This is a genomic window from Micromonospora sp. NPDC047756, from assembly GCF_055587245.1.
This window is the reverse complement of sequence record NZ_JBVJGQ010000001.1, coordinates 896,398-912,224: the sequence shown is the minus strand read 5'-3', so window position 1 is coordinate 912,224 and position 15,827 is coordinate 896,398. Positions and strand designations below refer to the sequence as shown.

Annotated in this window: 16 protein-coding genes; 10 read left to right on the top strand and 6 right to left on the bottom strand. The window is 71.6% G+C overall.

Going from position 1 to position 15,827, the window contains the following annotated elements; genetic code table 11:
• The first annotated feature begins 202 nt into the window (after positions 1 to 202).
• The gene (locus ACZ6NZ_RS04290; RefSeq protein WP_465855586.1) at positions 203 to 583 is read left to right on the top strand and encodes a hypothetical protein; all 381 of its coding nucleotides are present in this window, start codon (positions 203 to 205) and stop codon (positions 581 to 583) included.
• Positions 584 to 843: 260 nt separating this feature from the next.
• Here the strand turns inward: ACZ6NZ_RS04290 and ACZ6NZ_RS04285 are convergent, their stop codons facing one another.
• Positions 844 to 1,644 carry an MBL fold metallo-hydrolase gene (locus ACZ6NZ_RS04285; protein WP_465855583.1) on the bottom strand — a complete coding sequence of 267 codons (801 nt, stop codon included), beginning with the start codon at positions 1,642 to 1,644 and terminating at the stop codon, positions 844 to 846.
• 46 nt (positions 1,645 to 1,690) lie between these two features.
• Entirely contained in the window at positions 1,691 to 6,136 is a 4,446-nt protein-coding gene (locus tag ACZ6NZ_RS04280) for a cation-translocating P-type ATPase (RefSeq protein WP_465855581.1), read from the bottom strand.
• Positions 6,137 to 6,354: 218 nt separating this feature from the next.
• Here ACZ6NZ_RS04280 and ACZ6NZ_RS04275 point away from each other — a divergent pair, with 218 nt between their 5' ends.
• The 6 genes from ACZ6NZ_RS04275 (at position 6,355) to ACZ6NZ_RS04250 (ending at position 10,504) form a co-directional block, all read left to right on the top strand.
• Positions 6,355 to 6,615, top strand: a complete 261-nt coding sequence (locus tag ACZ6NZ_RS04275) for a hypothetical protein (RefSeq protein WP_366609997.1) — start codon at positions 6,355 to 6,357, stop codon at positions 6,613 to 6,615.
• Between the two features lie 59 nt (positions 6,616 to 6,674).
• A complete protein-coding gene (locus tag ACZ6NZ_RS04270; RefSeq protein ID WP_465855579.1) occupies positions 6,675 to 8,063 on the top strand; it encodes an MFS transporter in 1,389 nt (462 codons plus the stop codon).
• A gap of 51 nt (positions 8,064 to 8,114) precedes the next feature.
• A complete protein-coding gene (locus ACZ6NZ_RS04265) occupies positions 8,115 to 8,768 on the top strand; it encodes a GAP family protein (RefSeq protein WP_465855577.1) in 654 nt (217 codons plus the stop codon).
• Between the two features lie 77 nt (positions 8,769 to 8,845).
• Complete coding sequence (locus ACZ6NZ_RS04260) at positions 8,846 to 9,628, top strand: SDR family oxidoreductase (RefSeq protein WP_465855575.1); 783 nt, start codon at positions 8,846 to 8,848, stop codon at positions 9,626 to 9,628.
• A 37-nt stretch (positions 9,629 to 9,665) separates the two neighbouring features.
• Positions 9,666 to 9,860, top strand: a complete 195-nt coding sequence (locus tag ACZ6NZ_RS04255) for a hypothetical protein (protein WP_357227320.1) — start codon at positions 9,666 to 9,668, stop codon at positions 9,858 to 9,860.
• Positions 9,861 to 9,955: 95 nt separating this feature from the next.
• Complete coding sequence (locus ACZ6NZ_RS04250; RefSeq protein ID WP_465855572.1) at positions 9,956 to 10,504, top strand: YbaK/EbsC family protein; 549 nt, start codon at positions 9,956 to 9,958, stop codon at positions 10,502 to 10,504.
• Between the two features lie 74 nt (positions 10,505 to 10,578).
• On the opposite strand, the gene ACZ6NZ_RS04245 is transcribed toward ACZ6NZ_RS04250, so the two are convergent.
• Genes ACZ6NZ_RS04245 through ACZ6NZ_RS04230 form a run of 4 tightly spaced genes read right to left on the bottom strand, consistent with a single transcriptional unit; the run spans position 10,579 to position 13,957 of the window.
• Entirely contained in the window at positions 10,579 to 11,220 is a 642-nt protein-coding gene (locus ACZ6NZ_RS04245; RefSeq protein WP_465855570.1) for a DsbA family oxidoreductase, read from the bottom strand.
• Between the two features lie 20 nt (positions 11,221 to 11,240).
• Positions 11,241 to 11,669, bottom strand: coding sequence for a SufE family protein (locus ACZ6NZ_RS04240; protein WP_357194707.1), 429 nt, complete (start codon positions 11,667 to 11,669; stop codon positions 11,241 to 11,243).
• Between the two features lie 35 nt (positions 11,670 to 11,704).
• Entirely contained in the window at positions 11,705 to 12,130 is a 426-nt protein-coding gene (locus ACZ6NZ_RS04235) for a CBS domain-containing protein (RefSeq protein ID WP_465855568.1), read from the bottom strand.
• A gap of 57 nt (positions 12,131 to 12,187) precedes the next feature.
• Positions 12,188 to 13,957, bottom strand: coding sequence for a proline--tRNA ligase (locus ACZ6NZ_RS04230; RefSeq protein ID WP_465855566.1), 1,770 nt, complete (start codon positions 13,955 to 13,957; stop codon positions 12,188 to 12,190).
• A 28-nt stretch (positions 13,958 to 13,985) separates the two neighbouring features.
• Here ACZ6NZ_RS04230 and ACZ6NZ_RS04225 point away from each other — a divergent pair, with 28 nt between their 5' ends.
• Genes ACZ6NZ_RS04225 through ACZ6NZ_RS04215 form a run of 3 tightly spaced genes read left to right on the top strand, consistent with a single transcriptional unit; the run spans position 13,986 to position 15,813 of the window.
• Complete coding sequence (locus tag ACZ6NZ_RS04225) at positions 13,986 to 14,114, top strand: hypothetical protein (RefSeq protein WP_465855564.1); 129 nt, start codon at positions 13,986 to 13,988, stop codon at positions 14,112 to 14,114.
• Positions 14,099 to 14,629, top strand: coding sequence for a SigE family RNA polymerase sigma factor (locus tag ACZ6NZ_RS04220; protein ID WP_366609986.1), 531 nt, complete (start codon positions 14,099 to 14,101; stop codon positions 14,627 to 14,629). The genes ACZ6NZ_RS04225 and ACZ6NZ_RS04220 overlap by 16 nt, the downstream gene beginning before the upstream one ends.
• Positions 14,626 to 15,813: a hypothetical protein gene (locus tag ACZ6NZ_RS04215; protein WP_465855561.1), complete on the top strand. Its 1,188-nt coding sequence runs from the start codon at positions 14,626 to 14,628 to the stop codon at positions 15,811 to 15,813. The genes ACZ6NZ_RS04220 and ACZ6NZ_RS04215 overlap by 4 nt, the downstream gene beginning before the upstream one ends.
• Positions 15,814 to 15,827 lie beyond the last annotated feature (14 nt).

Below are 15,827 nucleotides of genomic sequence, written 5' to 3'. Positions count from 1 at the left end.
GTTTCTCGGCACACCATGGGCCCGAAGAAGCCGTCAGCTTGCGAATCCCCAGCTCAGTACCACTGGCGATCGATTACCCAGGGGTCGTTCGCGATGGCGGGCGCTGACAAGCTCCTTAAGCTCTGCTACGTTATGCCAATTGAACGCGGTGCGCTGCGGCCAGCGCTGCTAGAGGCGCATTCTGTACGGATCGGGGGATCCCTTGAAAAAGCATGCACTTGGTCGTGCTCTGCTCACGGTCGGCGCAATAACCGGCGCAGTTGTTTTGCCTGCCGCACCTGCTTCGGCGGCTCAGGTTGGCTGCGTTATTAAGAGCGCGGTCAGCTGCTCGACCGGCTACGCCCCGAACACTACGACCAAGATCGCCATGGCGGTTTATCCGGTGAGTGCCGGTACGATCACCTGCCGGGCCTATGACAGTGGCGGCAACCAGCGCGCGGCGCTTCCGAACAGCACCAGGGGCAGTGCCATAATTCAGAACTTCACTGTTCCGAGTGGCCGCTATTTCATGGTGTGTGTCCGGCCGTCCGGCACCAGTGGAGGCAGCGGCTTCCTCTACGACACCTATTTCATCGGTAGCTGATCCGTACGCTCGAAATTCGAGCGTATTGAGCTAACACGCGGCGCCGGGTGGCTGACGACATTTTCAGCCGCCCGGCGTTGTGCGCGCTTCAACCGGATCAGCAAGGCAAGTGCCAACCAAGTAGCAAACAGAGCGCGGTTGACGTTTCTGTCTGCCGATGATTACCGCCGCCGGTTGGCCGACAGGCGGCGATTCGCGTACTCCGGCGACCGGTCTCTGGCTCCGGTGCCGGGCCGGAGCCCCTGGCGTCGACAGTGCGGTCAGGCGGGTGGCGTGAGCGGGACGGTCTCGCCGCGGGCGATGGTGCGTACCTGCTCTACCCAGCCACGACGGCGGGCCTCGTCGACGAAGTGCGCCAGCGGTGAGCGGAACACCGGGTAGTCGTCGTAGTGGATCGGCACGGTTAGCCGCGGGCGGATCAGCTCCACCAGGTCCGCCCCCTGGCGGGCGTCCATGGTGAGCAGGATCCCGGCGACCTTCGTGCCGCCGAGGTGGATCAGCATCGCGTCGATGTCCGGGTAGCGTTCCGGGATGGCGGTGAGTTGTGGCCGGTTGAGGGTGTCGCCGGTGACGTAGAGCCGGAACTCCCGCCGCCCGGAGCGTTCTACGTCGATCATCGTGCCCATCACGTCCGGCATCAGCAGGTCAAGCGCTCCCGGGCCGTGCTGGCCAGGCATCGAGGTCAGCCGCACTGTCGTACCGTCGCGGTGCAGCTCCCGGGACGACCAGGTCGGCAGGCCCTGGGCGGCCTGGAAGCCCCAGCGGCGCAGCTTGCGTTCCGCCGCCGGGGTGGTGACGATGGGCAGCTCACGGTCCAGTTCCCGACGGGCCACCCGGTCGAAGTGGTCGCCGTGCAGGTGGGAGAGGACCACCGCGTCCAGCTCTGGGAGCTGGGCGATCCGCATCGCCGGGTCCGTGCGTCGGCGCGACCACAACCCCTTGCCCAGGTACGCCCGCTGACCCCGGTGCAGGAAATTCGGGTCGGTCAACAGGGTGAGGCCGCCGATCCGCAGCACGGTCGTTGCGGTACCGATGAACGTGACCTGGGGTTGTTCCGCCATCATGCCCATCTTCTTTCGCTACCCCAGCGAGCTGTCGGCATGCGGCTCAACCGTTGGTACCAGCGGGATCGGGTGGATGTACCTCCGGGAGGCGTTCCACCAGCTTGGTGAGCGCGCCGTTGGCGAAGGTCGCGCCGAGCGCCGACCCGGCCCCGATGGTCCAGCCGACCGGCCCGAGCGGGGTGCAGCCGAAGAACTGGCTCACCCCCGGGGTCTGCACCACCACGGCCAGGACGCCCAGTGACGCCGCCGTGGAAGCCAGCACGGTCGGGCTGGTGCCGCCGGCCAGGATGGTCTGCCCGAGTTGGGTGCCGACCAGCGAAACCAGGGCGACGGTGCCGGCCCGCTGCCGGCGTCCGGTGTAGCGGGCCAACGTCCAGCCCGCGGTGGCGCCCAGCGTGGTGGCTGCCGCCCGCAGCCCGATCTCCCTGGTGAGGCTCTCGCCGAGCGCCGTGTCCGGACCCTCCTTGAGGAGAGTGTCGGTCCGGTCCGACGCGGGTGGCCGCACCGCGATGGCCAGCGCCGGCGCGAGGTCGGTGAGCAGGTTGACCAGCAGGAGCTGTCGTCCGGTGAGCGCGGAACGCCCGGTCGCGGCGGCGGTGAGCACACTGAACGCGATCTCGCCGAGGTTGCCGCCGACCAGGATGCTGAGCGCGTGCCGCACCGACGACCACATGGCCCGCCCTTCGATCAGGGTGGCGATGATGGTTTCCAGCCGGTCGTCGGTGACCACCAGGTCGGCTGCGGCGCGGGCGGCCGGGGTGCCCCGTTGACCGAGGGCGATGCCGACGTCGGCCAGCCGGATCGCCGGGGCGTCGTTGGCGCCGTCGCCGGTCATCGCGACGGTCCGTCCGCACTTCTGCAACGCCTGGATGATCCGCACCTTGTGCGCAGGGGTGCAGCGGGCCACCACGTCGGTGTTGGCCAGCCGGTCGGCGAGCGCGTCGTCGTCCAGCTGGTCGAGTTCAGCGGCGGTCACCACCCGCTGCTCGTCGTGTTCGCTGATGGTGGCGGCGATCGCCTCGGCGGTGGCCGGGTGATCACCCGTGATCATGATGGTGTGCACGCCGGCCTGCCGGATCCGGCGTACCGCCGGGGCTGCGCTCTCCCGGACGCCGTCCGCCAGAGCCAGGAAGCCCACGAAGGTCAGCCCTCGCACGTCGGAGTCGGTCACCTTCGGGTCGTTCACCGGGCACTCCGCGACGGCGAGGATCCGGTTTCCCGCACCGGCCCGGTCGGCGAGCATCCGCTCCAGCTCGGCGCGGCCGGCATCGTCCAACGGCGCCTGACGACCGTCCATGCGTCGGGACGAACAGCGCGGCAGCACCGTCTCCGGAGCACCCTTGACGCTCAACAACAGGTGGCCATCGGTCTGTCCGATGCTCGCGTGGTAGCCGCGGGACGGCTCGAACGGCAGCCCGCCTGCGGCCCGCCAGCCGGAGGCGCCGGTCTGCTCCGTCACCCCGGCCTCCCCGGCGCCCCGACGGACCGCCCGGTCGGTCTGCAACGCCAACTCCTCCGGATTCTTCGCGGCCGGGGTGGCCCGCAGCGCCGCGGCCAGCGTCATCCGGAGCCGGTCGTCCAAGCGGTCCAGCGAGGCGTACCGGTCGCCGACGCTGTCGCCGACCCCGGCCAGCAGCAACTGGCCCTCGGTGAGGGTGCCGGTCTTGTCGAAGCAGAGCACGTCCACCCGGCCCAGCGCCTCGATCGTGCGCGGGTTGCGGACCAGCGCGCCGTGCTCGGCCAGCCGCCGGGCCGCGGCCAGCTGCGCCGCGCTGACCAGGAACGGCAGCCCCTCCGGCACCGACGCAACGGCGAGGTTCGCGGCGGTCGCCGCCGTTTCGGCCAGGGGTACGCCTCGAAGCAGGCCCGCCCCGGCCACCGCCACCGCCGAACCGGCCGCCAGCGGGATGGCGGCGCTGGTCAACGCGCCCAGCCGAGCCTCCACCCCACTGGTGGGGGGCGCCTGCCGCACCAACGCCAGGCTGCGCCCCGCCTCGGTGTCGTTGCCGGTCGCCACCACCACGGCGGTGCCGTGCCCGGCGGCGACCGTGGTGCCCTCGTAGAGCATCGAGTGCCGGTCGGCGATGGCGGCGGCGACCACCGGTCGGTTGGACTTGGCGACCGGCAGCGACTCGCCGGTCAGCGACGACTCGTCGGCCTCCAGTCCCACCGACTCGAGCACCCGGCAGTCGGCGGGCACCGAGTCGCCCGGTTCGAGGGCGATGACGTCTCCGAGGACCAGGTCTTCGGCGGCGAGAACCTGCTCCCCGCCGTCCCGGCGGACCCGGGCGGTCACCGCCGACCGCGACAGCAACTCCGCCAGCGACCTCTCCGTGTTGCGCTCGTGCACCGCGCCGATCAGGGCGGACCCACCGACCACGCTGCCCACCAGCGCGGCGTCGACCAGTGAGCCGAACGACGCGGAGAGCACCGCCCCGGCGGCCAGCACCGGCGTGAGCGGGTTGGACAACTCGTCCACGAAGGCACGCAGCAGCCCCCCACTTCCGGGGGCGGTGCCGCCGTCGTCACCGGAACCGTGGCGTCGGCGCTGCGCCTCGGCGCTGGTCAGGCCGTCCGGGGTGGAGCGCAGGTGGTCGAGCACGGTGCCGGCCGGCATCAGATGCCATGCGGTTGCCACGGGCGCCGGGGTGTCCGACTGGTCGTGCAACCGGCGGGCCTGCCAGACGCCGTTGGCAAAGGCCAGCCCGGCCGCGCCGTTGACTGCGACGAGCGCCCGGTGCGGCAGTTGGGTCGGTGGGGCGGTGAACGCGCCGAGCGCCCCGAGACCGGTGCCGGCCATGGCCAGCCGGATGTTCTGCTGGGCCGTGCGCCGCGCCACCCCGGTCGCCTCGATCACCAGCGCCACCACCCGCAGGTCGGCACCGACCAGCAGGTGCGCCCCCCACGGCGGCAGCTCCTCCGGCGCGGCGAACCCGAGACCGCAGTCGGACGCGCCGAGTGCCTTGCGGTCCGCGGAAACCAGCATCACCACAGCGCCGTCGCGCTGCAACGCGCGTACCGACTCGGCCAACTGGTCCCCGCCGGGGAGTATCGCGTCGGCGAAGCCGTACCGCTGCTCGTCACCGCCGGCGACGACCACCCGCAGGCCGGCATGTCGGGCGGCGGAGGGCAGGCCGTCGACGCCGGGCGCGGGTTCCGGCTCTACCCGCAGGAGGGCGGCGAGCCGTTCGCCGTTGGCGAGGCCGAGGAGTTGGCCTCCGGCCGAGCGCAGCCGGGCCGCGTCCGGGATGTCGTCGAGGTCGCTCGCGGGCATCCGGTCCAGCGGCCCGAGTCGCCAGCCGTCCGCCGTGCGGGACGCGGACGGGTCGTCCGGGTCGAACAACGCGAAGGCCCGCTCGGCCACCTGGTCGACGTCCGCGTCGGGGGCCGGCGCGAGGTCGGCCAGGACGCCCCGGTCCGAGCCGAGCACGGCGGCGTCGAGCACGAGCGTGTCGATCCGGTCCAGTTCGCGCAGCACACTCCGGTCCATCGCGATCACACCACGCCGGGCCAGCATCCGGCCGAGCTGAGCCGCGTACCCCTCACGACCGCTGCCCGGCGCCTTCGGCAGCGCGGACAGTCCCAGCGCGGTGGCCCGCTTCGGCCCGGCGAACGGCACCGCCGCCGCACCCGCGGCCGCACCGGCGGCGAGCATGCGGTTGATGTACCGCTCGACCGGGCCGTCCGGCTTCGGCCGCGGACGTTCGATCACCGGCCAGCGGGCGGTGGCCCGTTCGGCGTCGCCGGTCAGCCGTGGTTCGGCCTTTTCCCAGGCGGAGAGTTGGGCCCGGTCCTCACCCCACTGCACGACCCGTTGGGCACCGTCCAGGACGATGCCCGTCCACCGGCCGGTCAAGCCCTGCACCACCGCCTCGGCCAGCGGAAACAGGATGTCGGCGCGCGGGTCGGAGCGCAGCCGTCTGCCGAGGAGCCCGTGCAGCTTCGGCTGAAGGTCCACTGCGGAGAGCAGGCCGGCCACCTCACCGGGCAGCGGCGCGAACGGCAGGATCCGGGTGGCCGCCGAGATGGTCAGGCCCAGTGCGTCCGAGGCGAGCGCGCCGAGGGTGCGCGGAGTTCGCGGCCCTTCCTCCGGTGGGTGCGGAGGCGGGATCTCCGGGTCGGGTTCGTGGTCGCAGGTCCGCTCGACGCGGTCGATGGTGGCGATCAGGTCCCGCAACGTCGGCTCGGGGGTCTGGACGGCCACCACCACCCGTCCGGAGGGTGCGTTGACCCGGGCCCAGGCCACCCCGGGCAGCTGCTCCAGCGCGCCCTCCACCTGACGGGCCAGCCGGTTGCCACCGTCCTGGCAGACACCGTGCACCTCGATGTGGTGCCGGCCCGGCCGGGACCAGACCCGACGCCGCGTCAGCCCGGCCGTGCGGGCCAGCCGGACCGCAGCCGAGGTGACCGACCGGGACGCCTCGCCGAACAGGTGCGGCACGCCGAAGGACGGCAGGATGCGGCCGGCAGCGCGGCCCGCCGCCGTCATCGAGGCGTACGACTGGACGGGCGCCGGCCCGGCTCCCGGTTGCCGCTCGTCCTGACCTTGGTCATGTCGTCCTCCCACCGCACCGATGTCCGGCGGCCTGGCTTCCCGACCTGCCATCCGTTATGCCCCCTGAGTGGCGGAATTTTCCGCCGTCGCTGGCGCATGGACGCGATGGGCCGTGGAACCCGACGACCATCACCGGACACGGGGAGGCCGGCATGAGCACGCTGACGCGACATCTCAACGGTTCGCGGGAGAACGTCACGATGTACAACCGGCGGGTGCAACTGCCGATGCTGGGTGAGGTGGCGGTGCCGCCACCGGACAAGGTCGTCTACTACGCCGGGCTCGGAGTGCTCGCCGCGCTCCAGGTCATCGAGTGGCCGATCGCTGTGGTGATCACCGCTGGTCACGTGCTGGCAGACCAGCATTTTTCCGGACTGGTGCGCGGTGTCGGCGAGGCGCTGCAGGACGCCTGACGAGAGCCGGGTCACCGGACGGTTGACATGAATCAGGGTTGAGGTCGCATGCTCGGTCGATGCCGAGCACAGCCGTCACCGACCCACCCGCCGCACCGGGACTCTTCGCACCCCGACTGCGCGCCATGACGGTGGGCAGCGTCGCGCTGATCTCACTCCTCGCGTTCGAGGCGTTGGCGGTCGGCACGGCGATGCCGACCGTCGCGCGCAGCCTGGACGGGTTGGCGCTGTACGGAATCGCGTTCGGCGGCCCGTTCGCCACCGGTGTGCTGGCCATGGTGGTGTCCGGCATCTGGTGCGACGCGCGGGGACCCAGGGGGCCGATGTGGCACGGCGTCGCCTGGTTCGTGGTCGGGTTGCTGATCGCCGGGACCGCCCCCGTGATGAGCGCGCTGGTCGTCGGGCGGGTCGTGCAGGGTTTTGGCTCCGGGCTGCTCTCGGTGGCGCTCTACGTGATCGTCGGGCAGGCGTACCCGCAGGACCTGCACCGGCGGATCTTCGCGGCTTTCGCGGCGGCGTGGGTCGTACCGTCGCTGGTCGGGCCGGCGGTTGCCGGCCTGATCGTGCAGCACCTGGGCTGGCGGTGGGTCTTCCTGGCGGTGCCGGCGGTGGCGGTGCCGGCGGGGTTGCTGATTCATCCCGGCCTGCGGTCGCTGGGCCGGAGTGCGGCGGCGAGCCCGCCGACGGGTGCGGCGGCACGGATCGGTTGGGCGTGCGGGGCCGCGGTGAGTGCCGCACTGCTGCACATCGGGGGACAGCAGCGCGGCATCACGGCCCTGGTTCTTGTCGCGTCCGCCGTGGTCGGCCTGATGGTCTGTGCCCCGCGCCTGCTGCCGGCCGGGTTCCTTCGGGCCGCACGGGGGCTGCCCACCGTCGTGGGGCTGCGTGGCCTGGCGTCGGCGGCCTTCGTCGGCAGCGAGGTGGTGATCCCGTTGATGCTCTCCCGGGAACGAGGTTTCTCGCCGACCGCGGCCGGGCTGGTCCTCACGGTCGGCGCGCTGGCCTGGTCGGCGGGCTCCTGGTTGCAGGGCCGGATCCCGGTGCCGGCGTCGCGGGCCAGTCTGCCGCGAGCCGGGTTGAGCTGCATCACCGTCGGCACCGCGACTGTGGCGCTGGCCGTCCGGCCCGAGCTGCCGGTGGCCGTCGCCGTGGTCGGTTGGGCGATCGCCGGCCTGGGCATGGGGTTGCTCTACCCGCCGTTGTCGGTGCTCACCCTGGAGTTGTCCGCGCCGGGTGAGCAGGGCCGCAACAGCTCGTCACTGCAACTGAGCGACTCCCTCTTCGCGGCGACCGTGCTCGCGCTGACCGGGGCCGTGCTGGCCGCAGGAAATGCGCCGGGCCCGGCCAGCTACACGACGACGCTCGTGGTCACCGCGGGGCTGGCGCTGCTCGGGGCGCTGCTGGCCGGTCGGGTCGTGGTGGGCGGGGGTGTGCGACTGGCCGGGTGATCCGCGGATTCGGCAGCGTCCCACCTGCCCGTGCCGGAAGGATGGCGGGCGATGAACCTCCTGACCATTCTGCCGCTCGCCGTGGTCATGGTCGCCGGGACGCAGTTGGTGGTGGCGGTCTTCCTGGCCTCGTCGGATCGGCCCCGGGCGGCGTCGCTGGGCTTCCTCGCCGGCGCGGGGCTGGTGGTCGCCGCGGGGGTGACCGTCGCCTGGCTGGTGACCAAACTGGTGGGCGGAGCGGCCGCCGACGCCAGCGCCGTCGCCGGGAAGGTCGATCGCGGCCCCGCCATCGACCTTGTGGTGCTGGCCCTGCTGGTGTGCCTGGCCGTGCTGATCTGGGTCCGCCGGGACCGCTCCGGACCGCCGCGCTGGCTGGGCAGCATCGAGCACGCCGGTCCGCCGCAGGCGCTGCGGCTGGGTGCGCTGCTCTTCGTGGCGACGCCGACCGACGACCTGACCATGGCCACCGTCGGCGCGAGCGTGGCCCGACACGATCTGCCGTGGTGGCACCTGGTGCCGTTCGTGCTGCTCACAGTGCTCCTGCTCGCGCTGCCGCTGCTGGCGTTGCTGCTGTTGGGGAGCAGGGCCTCGCGGGTGCTGACCCAGATGCGGGAATGGGCAGAGGGGCACGCCTGGATCGTCAACGAGATCGTGATCGCGTTCTTCGCGCTGCTCACCGTGTTGGACCTGATTCGATCGGGATGAGTGGCCGCCCGTCGTCACGGGTTGCCGCGATGTTTCGTCAGCCACGCAGAGGTCGGACCGGTTTGTAGGAGGACGAGATGAAGGTTCTGGTCACCGGGGCGTCCGGCAATCTGGGCCGTGCGGTGCTGGGCCGGTTGCGCGACGACGGGATCAGCCTCCGGACCACCAGCCGCCGGCCGCCCGCCGGCTCGGACGTGGAGTGGGTGGCGAGCGACCTGGCCACCGGGGACGGGCTGACCGAGGCGGTGACCGGCGTGGACGCCGTGCTGCACCTGGCGTCCGCGCCGCGGGGTCGGCAGACCTACCAGGTCGACGTGTTGGGCACCCGCCGACTGGTGGTGGCCGCCGGCACGGCCGGTGTGGGGCACATCGTCTACATCTCGATCGTCGGGGTCGATCGGGTGCCGATCCCGTACTACCGGCACAAGCTCGCCGCCGAGCAGGTGATCGCGGCCGGTCCGGTGCCGTGGTCGGTGCTGCGGGCCACCCAGTTTCCCCAGTTCCTGGACGAGATGCTGACCGCCTGCGCGCGACTCGGCCCGGTGATCGGGGACCGGGCGGTGCTCGCCCAACCGGTCGACCCGGGCGAGGTGGCGGCGCGGTTGGCGGCCCGACTGGTCGCCGGCCCGTTGGGCGGCATCGAGGAGCTGGGTGGGCCCCAGGTGCTCCGTTTCGACGATGCCGCCAGGGCGTGGCGGTCGGCCCGAGGCTCACGCCGGCCGCTGCTGCCGGTGCGGATTCCCGGCCGGCTCGGTCGCGAGCTGCGGGCCGGTGGTCTGACCACCGAGGCGTTGCCCCGGGGCGTGCGCGCCTGGGCCGATTATCTGCGCGACACGTACGGGGGAACCGGCCGGAAATGAGAGCAACAACGGTTCACGTTCGTCTTACCGTGACGCCATGTTCGCTGTCGTCACCACTGTGATCCTCTACGTCTTCGGCTTCGTCTTCCTCTATGGCGTGATCCGGCTGGGTGTCCGGCACGCGTTCGAGGATCTGGAGCTGCAACGGGCAAAGGCCCAGCGCGAGGAGGAGGTGGCGGCCGCCCGCGACCGCTCCTTCATGCGCGACAACGCGTTCCTCGCGGGCAGTTGAGCGCCGGATCGATCCGGCCCCGGCCGATGGCGTCGCCGGGGGGTCGGGGAGCCGCTGGGCGGTTCAGCGTGGCGGATGCGAGGATCGCACCCGTGATGGGAACGCTGAAGACCGAACCGGCCCGCGCCCGCCTGGACCTGCTGGCCCCGCCGGTCGCGGAGGCCATCGCGCAGTGGCCGGCCGACGCGCCGGTGGACGTCAACGACGTGCTGGTAGCGCCGATCGACGCCGACCTCGCCGACACCGCGGCGTTCTGCGCGGCGTACGAGGTGGGGTTGGACGTGTCGGCCAACTGTGTCGTGGTGGCGGGCAAGCGCGAGGGCGTGGTGCGCTACGCGGCCTGCATCGTCCTGGCCACCACGCGGGCCGACGTGAACGGGGTGGCCCGCCGGGCGCTGGACGTGCGCAAGGCGAGCTTCGCCCCGATGGGCGACGCTGTCGAGTTGACCGGCATGGAGTACGGCGGCATCACCCCGATCGGGCTGCCGGCGCAGTGGCCGATCCTGGTGGACTCGCGGGTCATCGCCACACCGCACGTGATCGTCGGGTCCGGCGTACGGCACAGCAAGATAGCGTTGCCGGGGCCGGCGTTGGGCGCGCTGCCGGGAGCCCAGGTGGTGGAGGGGCTGGCCAGGCCGGCCTGACCAGGCATCGGCATCGATGTTGTTGCACGTGAAACATCGTGATCATCAATGCCGGACGCCCGGCCGCCGGTGACTCAGTGTGAGTGCGCTGCGGACTCGCGCTGCTCGACCTCGGCGAACGCGGCGAGCAACGTCTGCACGTCCTGCGCGCCGGAGACCGCGTACTTACCGGCCAGCACGAAGGTCGGCACGCTGGTGATGCCCAGGTCCCGGGCGGTGGCCAGTGCGGCCGCTACGTCGGCGACGCGCTCGTCGGAGTCGAGGAACCGGCGCGCGTCGGCCGCGTCGAGGCCGATCTCGCCGGCCAGCGCGGCCAGCGCCTCCCGCGAGCCGACGTCGACAGCGTTGTTGAAGTGCGCCTGGTAGAGCGCCTCCACCATCTCGGCCGCCCGGCCCTGGTCGGTCGCCCACGAGACGAGGCGGTGCGCGTCGAAGGTGTTGGCGATCACCGCGCGGTCGTAGTCGAGCCGCAGCCCGTCGGCCGCCGCGACCTGGGTGACGTGGTCGACCATCTGCCGGGCGCGCTCCGGGCCGCCGAACTTCCCGGCCAGCGCCTGCACCAGTGGCAGGGGCTGCGGCACCGGCGACGGGTCGAGCTGGAACGGCCGGTAACGGACCGTCACCTCGCCGTCGTAGCTGGCGAGGGCCTCATCCAGGCGGCGCTTGCCGATGTAGCACCACGGGCAGATGACGTCCGCGTAGATCTCGATCTCCATGCTGGGTGGCAACCCCGCGGTCAGCCGAGTTGTTCCCGGATCTGCCGCTTGAGGCGGCCCAGGATCGCGGTGCCGCCACGGACGCGTAGCGGGCTGATCGCCTGGGCCAACCCCATCCGCTGATAGAGGTCGTCCGGCACGGCCAGCACCTGCTCGGCGCTCGCCCCCGCCAGCCCTTCGGCGAGGATCCCGGCGAACGCCCGGGTGGTGGGCGCTTCCGGAGGGCAGTCGAAGAGCGTCTCCACCGTGCCCTCCGCGGTCACCTTCGCCCGCAGGAAGAACGCCGTCTGACACTCGGGCACCTGCTCCATGCCCTCGCGCTCCGCGGCGCCCTCCGGCAGTGCCGGGATGACGTCCGCATACTCCAGGAGCATCTCCAGCACCAGGTCGCGCGGCGCGGCGGCGAACTCGTCGACGATCTCGGCCAGTCGGGCCGGCATGTCAGCCATGCGTCGAGGCTACCGCCGTCACGTCGGGGCCCCGCTCACACCGTGGGTGACTGCTCGCTGATCTCGCTGAGCGCGCTGGTGGGGTCGAGCTGCATGGCCAGGTCACCGAGCGAGACGATCCCCACCAGCTTGCGGTCACTGTCACAGACCAGCACCCGTCGGATGCCCCGGTCCCGCATGAGCGCCGCCGCCTCACCCGCCGTGCAGTGCTGCTCGATCATGACCACCTCGCGGGTGACGATCGAGCCGATGGTGGTGGCCGCGGGGGAGCTGTTCTCCGCCACGGCCCGCACCACGATGTCCCGGTCGGTGAGCACGCCGGCGAGGCTGGCGCCGTCGGTGACCACCACATCACCGATGTCGGCCTCCTTCATCACCCTGGCCGCCTCGTCCAGGGTGGTCTCCACCGGCAGGTACACGACCTGCTTGGTCATCACGTCACTGACCCGGTAACCGGTCATGAGAGCCTCCGAAGACGTATCCACCCGATCCGACAGCACTACCCCGTGACACCGTCGCTACACCAGGTTCGCACGCTCCCGCCGTACCTCGTCGACGACACGATCCACCAGACCGGCCAGCGGCAGCTCGGTGCGCTCGCCGCCGGCCCGCTCGCGCAGCTCGACGTACCCCTCGGCGAGCCGGCGGCCGACCACGACGGCCCGGGGGATGCCGATCAGCTCGGCGTCGGTGAACTTGACCCCGGCCGAGACGTGCGTGCGGTCGTCGACGAGCACCCGCAGGCCAGCGTCAGCGAGACGCCCGCCGAGCTCCAGGGCCGCGTCGAGCTGCGGGCCCTTCCCCGCAACCACCAGGTGTACGTCACACGGCGCGATCGCTGCCGGCCAAACCAGTCCCCGGTCGTCGTGGTGCTGCTCGGCGACGGCCGCCACCGCCCGGGAGACCTCGATGCCGTAGCAGCCCATTGTCGGCCGGACCGGCTTGCCGGCCGGCCCGAGCACGTCGACAGCGAAGGCGTCGGTGAAGCGGCGACCGAGCTGGAAGATGTGCCCGATCTCGATGCCCCGCCGGATGGTCAGCTCGCCCGGCTCGCACTCCGGGCAGGCGTCTCCGGCACGGACGTCGGCCCCCTCGATGGTGCCGTCGGGGGTGAAGTCCCGTCCGCACACCACGTCGGTCGCGTGCCGGCCCGGCTCGTTCGCCCCGGTCAACCAGGCAGAACCGGTCACCACCCGAGGGTCGACCAGGTAGCGGATGCCCAGCTTGTCGAGCAGTTGCGGTCCGAGGTAGCCGCGAACCAGCTCCGGATGCTCGGCCCACTCCTCGAAGACGGTCACCTGTGCCGGGTGCAGTGCGGCGCCGACCCGCTTCAGGTCGACCTCCCGGTCGCCGGGCAGCCCGACGACCAGCAGCTCGGCCCGGTCGGCACCCGGCTGGCGAACGGACAACACGACGTTCTTCAGGGTGTCGGCGGCGGTCCAGCCGTCCCGACCACCCAACCGGCGCGCGTTGGCCAACTCCACCAGGCTCGCGATGGTCGGAGTCTCCGGAGTGTCGTGCACCTCGACGGCCGGCTGCGCGCCCGGGTCGCCGGCGCTCGGCACCCGGGTGGCCACCGCCTCGGTGTTCGCCGCGAAGTCGCAGGAGGTGCAGCCGACGAACGTGTCCTCGCCGACCGGCGTCGCCGCCAGGAACTCCTCCGACGCGGAGCCGCCCATCGCGCCGGACATCGCCCGCACCACCGTGTAGTCCAACCCCAACCGATCGAAGATCCGCTGGTACGCGGCGCGATGCCGCCCGTACGCCTCCCGCAGCCCCGCCTCGTCCAGGTCGAAGGAGTACGCGTCCTTCATCAGGAACTCCCGGCCACGAAGCAGCCCGGCCCGCGGCCGCGCCTCGTCGCGGAACTTCGTCTGCACCTGGAACAGCGTCACCGGGAAGTCCCGGTAGGAGCTGAACAGGTCCTTGACCAGCAGCGCCGCCATCTCCTCGTGGGTGGGCGCCAACAGGTGCTCGGCCCCGCGCCGGTCGGCGAGGGTGAAGATGTCGTCGCCGTACTCCGTCCACCGGCCGCTGGTGCGGTACGGCTCGGCGGGCAGCAGCGCCGGAAAGTGCACCTCCTGGTCGCCGATCGCCATCAGCTCGGCGCGTACGACGTCGGTGATCCGATCCAGCACCAGCTTGCCCAGCGGCAGCCAGGTGTAGCCGCCCGGCGCGGCACGGCGGATGTAGCCGGCGCGCAGCAGCAGCCGATGACTCGGCACCTCCGCGTCAGCCGGATCCTCGCGCAGGGTCCGCAGCAGCAAAGTCGACATGCGTAGCAGCATCCGCGCAGCCTACGGCCGGTGCGGCAGGATGAGCGATCCAATTCGATCCGAGCCGGACCCGACGCCGGCAACCATCGACGCCGTCGCTGGCGTCTGCAAGGACACCAAGCCCTCGTACCTCGACCTGAAGGATCGGCCCGTGTGGACCCTCTGCTGAGTGAGTTCGACTCGTTCGTCCGTGCCCGCACCCCGGCGTTACTGCGCTCGGCCTACCTGCTCACCGGCGACCAGCACCTGGCCGAGGACCTCGTCCAGTCGGCCCTGGCCCGGACCCACCGTTCCTGGAACCGCCTGCACCACAGCGGCAACGCCGAGGCGTACACCCGCAAGACCATGTACCACCTACAGGTGTCCTGGTGGCGACGACGCCGGGTACCCGAGTCGATGCCGGGCGATCTGCCCGAGCCACGCGGAGGCGACTCGGCCCCGGACCACGCCCACCAGACCAGTCTGCGGCTCACCCTGCGGGCGGCGCTGGCGAAGCTCTCCCCGAAGCAACGTGCCGTGCTGGTGCTGCGGTTCTTCGAGGACCGCACCGAGGCTGAGGCGGCGGAGCTGCTCGGCGTGACGATCGGCACCGTCAAGAGCCAGACGGCCAAGTCACTGGCCAGGCTGCGCGCCGTCGCGCCCGAACTCGCCGAGCTGTACGTCCTGGAAGGGAGTACCCGATGAACGACCAGCGCCTCCGGCTCGACCTGACCGCCCTGGCCGACGAGGTCACCTCCGTCGACCTGCGGGACCGGACCCTGCGTACGTCCCGTCGGCTCGGTATCCAACGGGCGGTTGCCACGTCGGCCGCCGCGCTGGTGCTGATCGCTGCGGCGGCCGGCACCGCCTTCGCCATCCGGCCCGACCAGTCCCCGCCCCCGCTGCCGGCTGACACCCCGTCGGTCACCGCGTCGCCGTCACCGACTCCGACGCCCACCCCGACGCCGTCGAGCAGCGCCGGCGACACGCCCGGAGCCCCGCCCAGCGGCGGGTCCAGCACGAACACCCCGACCGTGCAGTTCGGCAAGCTCTTCTACGGCCCCGCCATCAATCCCATCGGTGGGAACGGGAATCTGCGGTCGTGGCGTCCGGGTGAGAACCCGGTGCGACTCATGTCGCTGCCGCACAGCGCAGCGACGCTCAACGCGAACGTGTCGCCGGATGGCCGCCGGGTGGCCTGGGTGGGTGAGGGCGCCGACGACAGCGACGACCTCTACATCGCCAACGTCGATGGGTCGAACAAGCAGAAGATGCGCTCGGAGGTGGATCCGTACTGTGTCACTCCGGCCTGGTCTCCCGACGGGCGGCAGTTGCTGTTCCGCGAGAATCTGCCGGGCGGTGGATCTGGCCGGTTCGGGTTGTTGGATACGCGTTCCGAGAAGAAAACGGTGCGCTGGTGGCGCACCGAACCTTCGGCCTGCCATGCGGTCTGGTCGGCCGACGGTAAGACCATCGCCATGACAGAGGACGGCCTGGTCACCCTCTTTGGTGCGGACGGCACGAAGAAGCGGGCCGTACCGGGCTTCGCCGTGGGCAAGATGACCAGCAACGACATCGCCAGCCTGTCCTCGGACGGCTCTCGCATCGCTCTGCTGCAGAAGAAGCCCGGCGAGGAGGCCGGTGACATCGCCCGTGAACTGTCAGCCAACGCGGTACTGGACACCCGCACTGGCAAGCAGGTCACTCTGCCGCTGGGAGGGCGCACCCTGAATCAGGCCTACTTCCAGTCGGACGGGTCGATGGTCGTGCGGGTCAAGACCAGCAACGGGTACGCGGTGCTGCTGGTGGACGAGGACGGCGAGAAGATCTCCGAGACCGCCGAGCCGGCGAGCTTGAAGAACGAGCAGATCCTGGCCGTCGTCGACTGACCGATCAGCGCGGG

Coding starts and splice junctions, on each gene's coding strand:
- ACZ6NZ_RS04285 (WP_465855583.1), bottom strand. CDS start 1,644: ATGGCGGAACAACCCCAGGTCACGTTCATCGGTACCGCAACGACCGTG.
- ACZ6NZ_RS04280 (WP_465855581.1), bottom strand. CDS start 6,136: ATGACGGCGGCGGGCCGCGCTGCCGGCCGCATCCTGCCGTCCTTCGGC.
- ACZ6NZ_RS04275 (WP_366609997.1), top strand. CDS start 6,355: ATGAGCACGCTGACGCGACATCTCAACGGTTCGCGGGAGAACGTCACG.
- ACZ6NZ_RS04270 (WP_465855579.1), top strand. CDS start 6,675: ATGCCGAGCACAGCCGTCACCGACCCACCCGCCGCACCGGGACTCTTC.
- ACZ6NZ_RS04265 (WP_465855577.1), top strand. CDS start 8,115: ATGAACCTCCTGACCATTCTGCCGCTCGCCGTGGTCATGGTCGCCGGG.
- ACZ6NZ_RS04260 (WP_465855575.1), top strand. CDS start 8,846: ATGAAGGTTCTGGTCACCGGGGCGTCCGGCAATCTGGGCCGTGCGGTG.
- ACZ6NZ_RS04255 (WP_357227320.1), top strand. CDS start 9,666: ATGTTCGCTGTCGTCACCACTGTGATCCTCTACGTCTTCGGCTTCGTC.
- ACZ6NZ_RS04250 (WP_465855572.1), top strand. CDS start 9,956: ATGGGAACGCTGAAGACCGAACCGGCCCGCGCCCGCCTGGACCTGCTG.
- ACZ6NZ_RS04245 (WP_465855570.1), bottom strand. CDS start 11,220: ATGGAGATCGAGATCTACGCGGACGTCATCTGCCCGTGGTGCTACATC.
- ACZ6NZ_RS04240 (WP_357194707.1), bottom strand. CDS start 11,669: ATGGCTGACATGCCGGCCCGACTGGCCGAGATCGTCGACGAGTTCGCC.
- ACZ6NZ_RS04235 (WP_465855568.1), bottom strand. CDS start 12,130: ATGACCGGTTACCGGGTCAGTGACGTGATGACCAAGCAGGTCGTGTAC.
- ACZ6NZ_RS04230 (WP_465855566.1), bottom strand. CDS start 13,957: ATGCTGCTACGCATGTCGACTTTGCTGCTGCGGACCCTGCGCGAGGAT.
- ACZ6NZ_RS04225 (WP_465855564.1), top strand. CDS start 13,986: ATGAGCGATCCAATTCGATCCGAGCCGGACCCGACGCCGGCAACCATC.
- ACZ6NZ_RS04215 (WP_465855561.1), top strand. CDS start 14,626: ATGAACGACCAGCGCCTCCGGCTCGACCTGACCGCCCTGGCCGACGAG.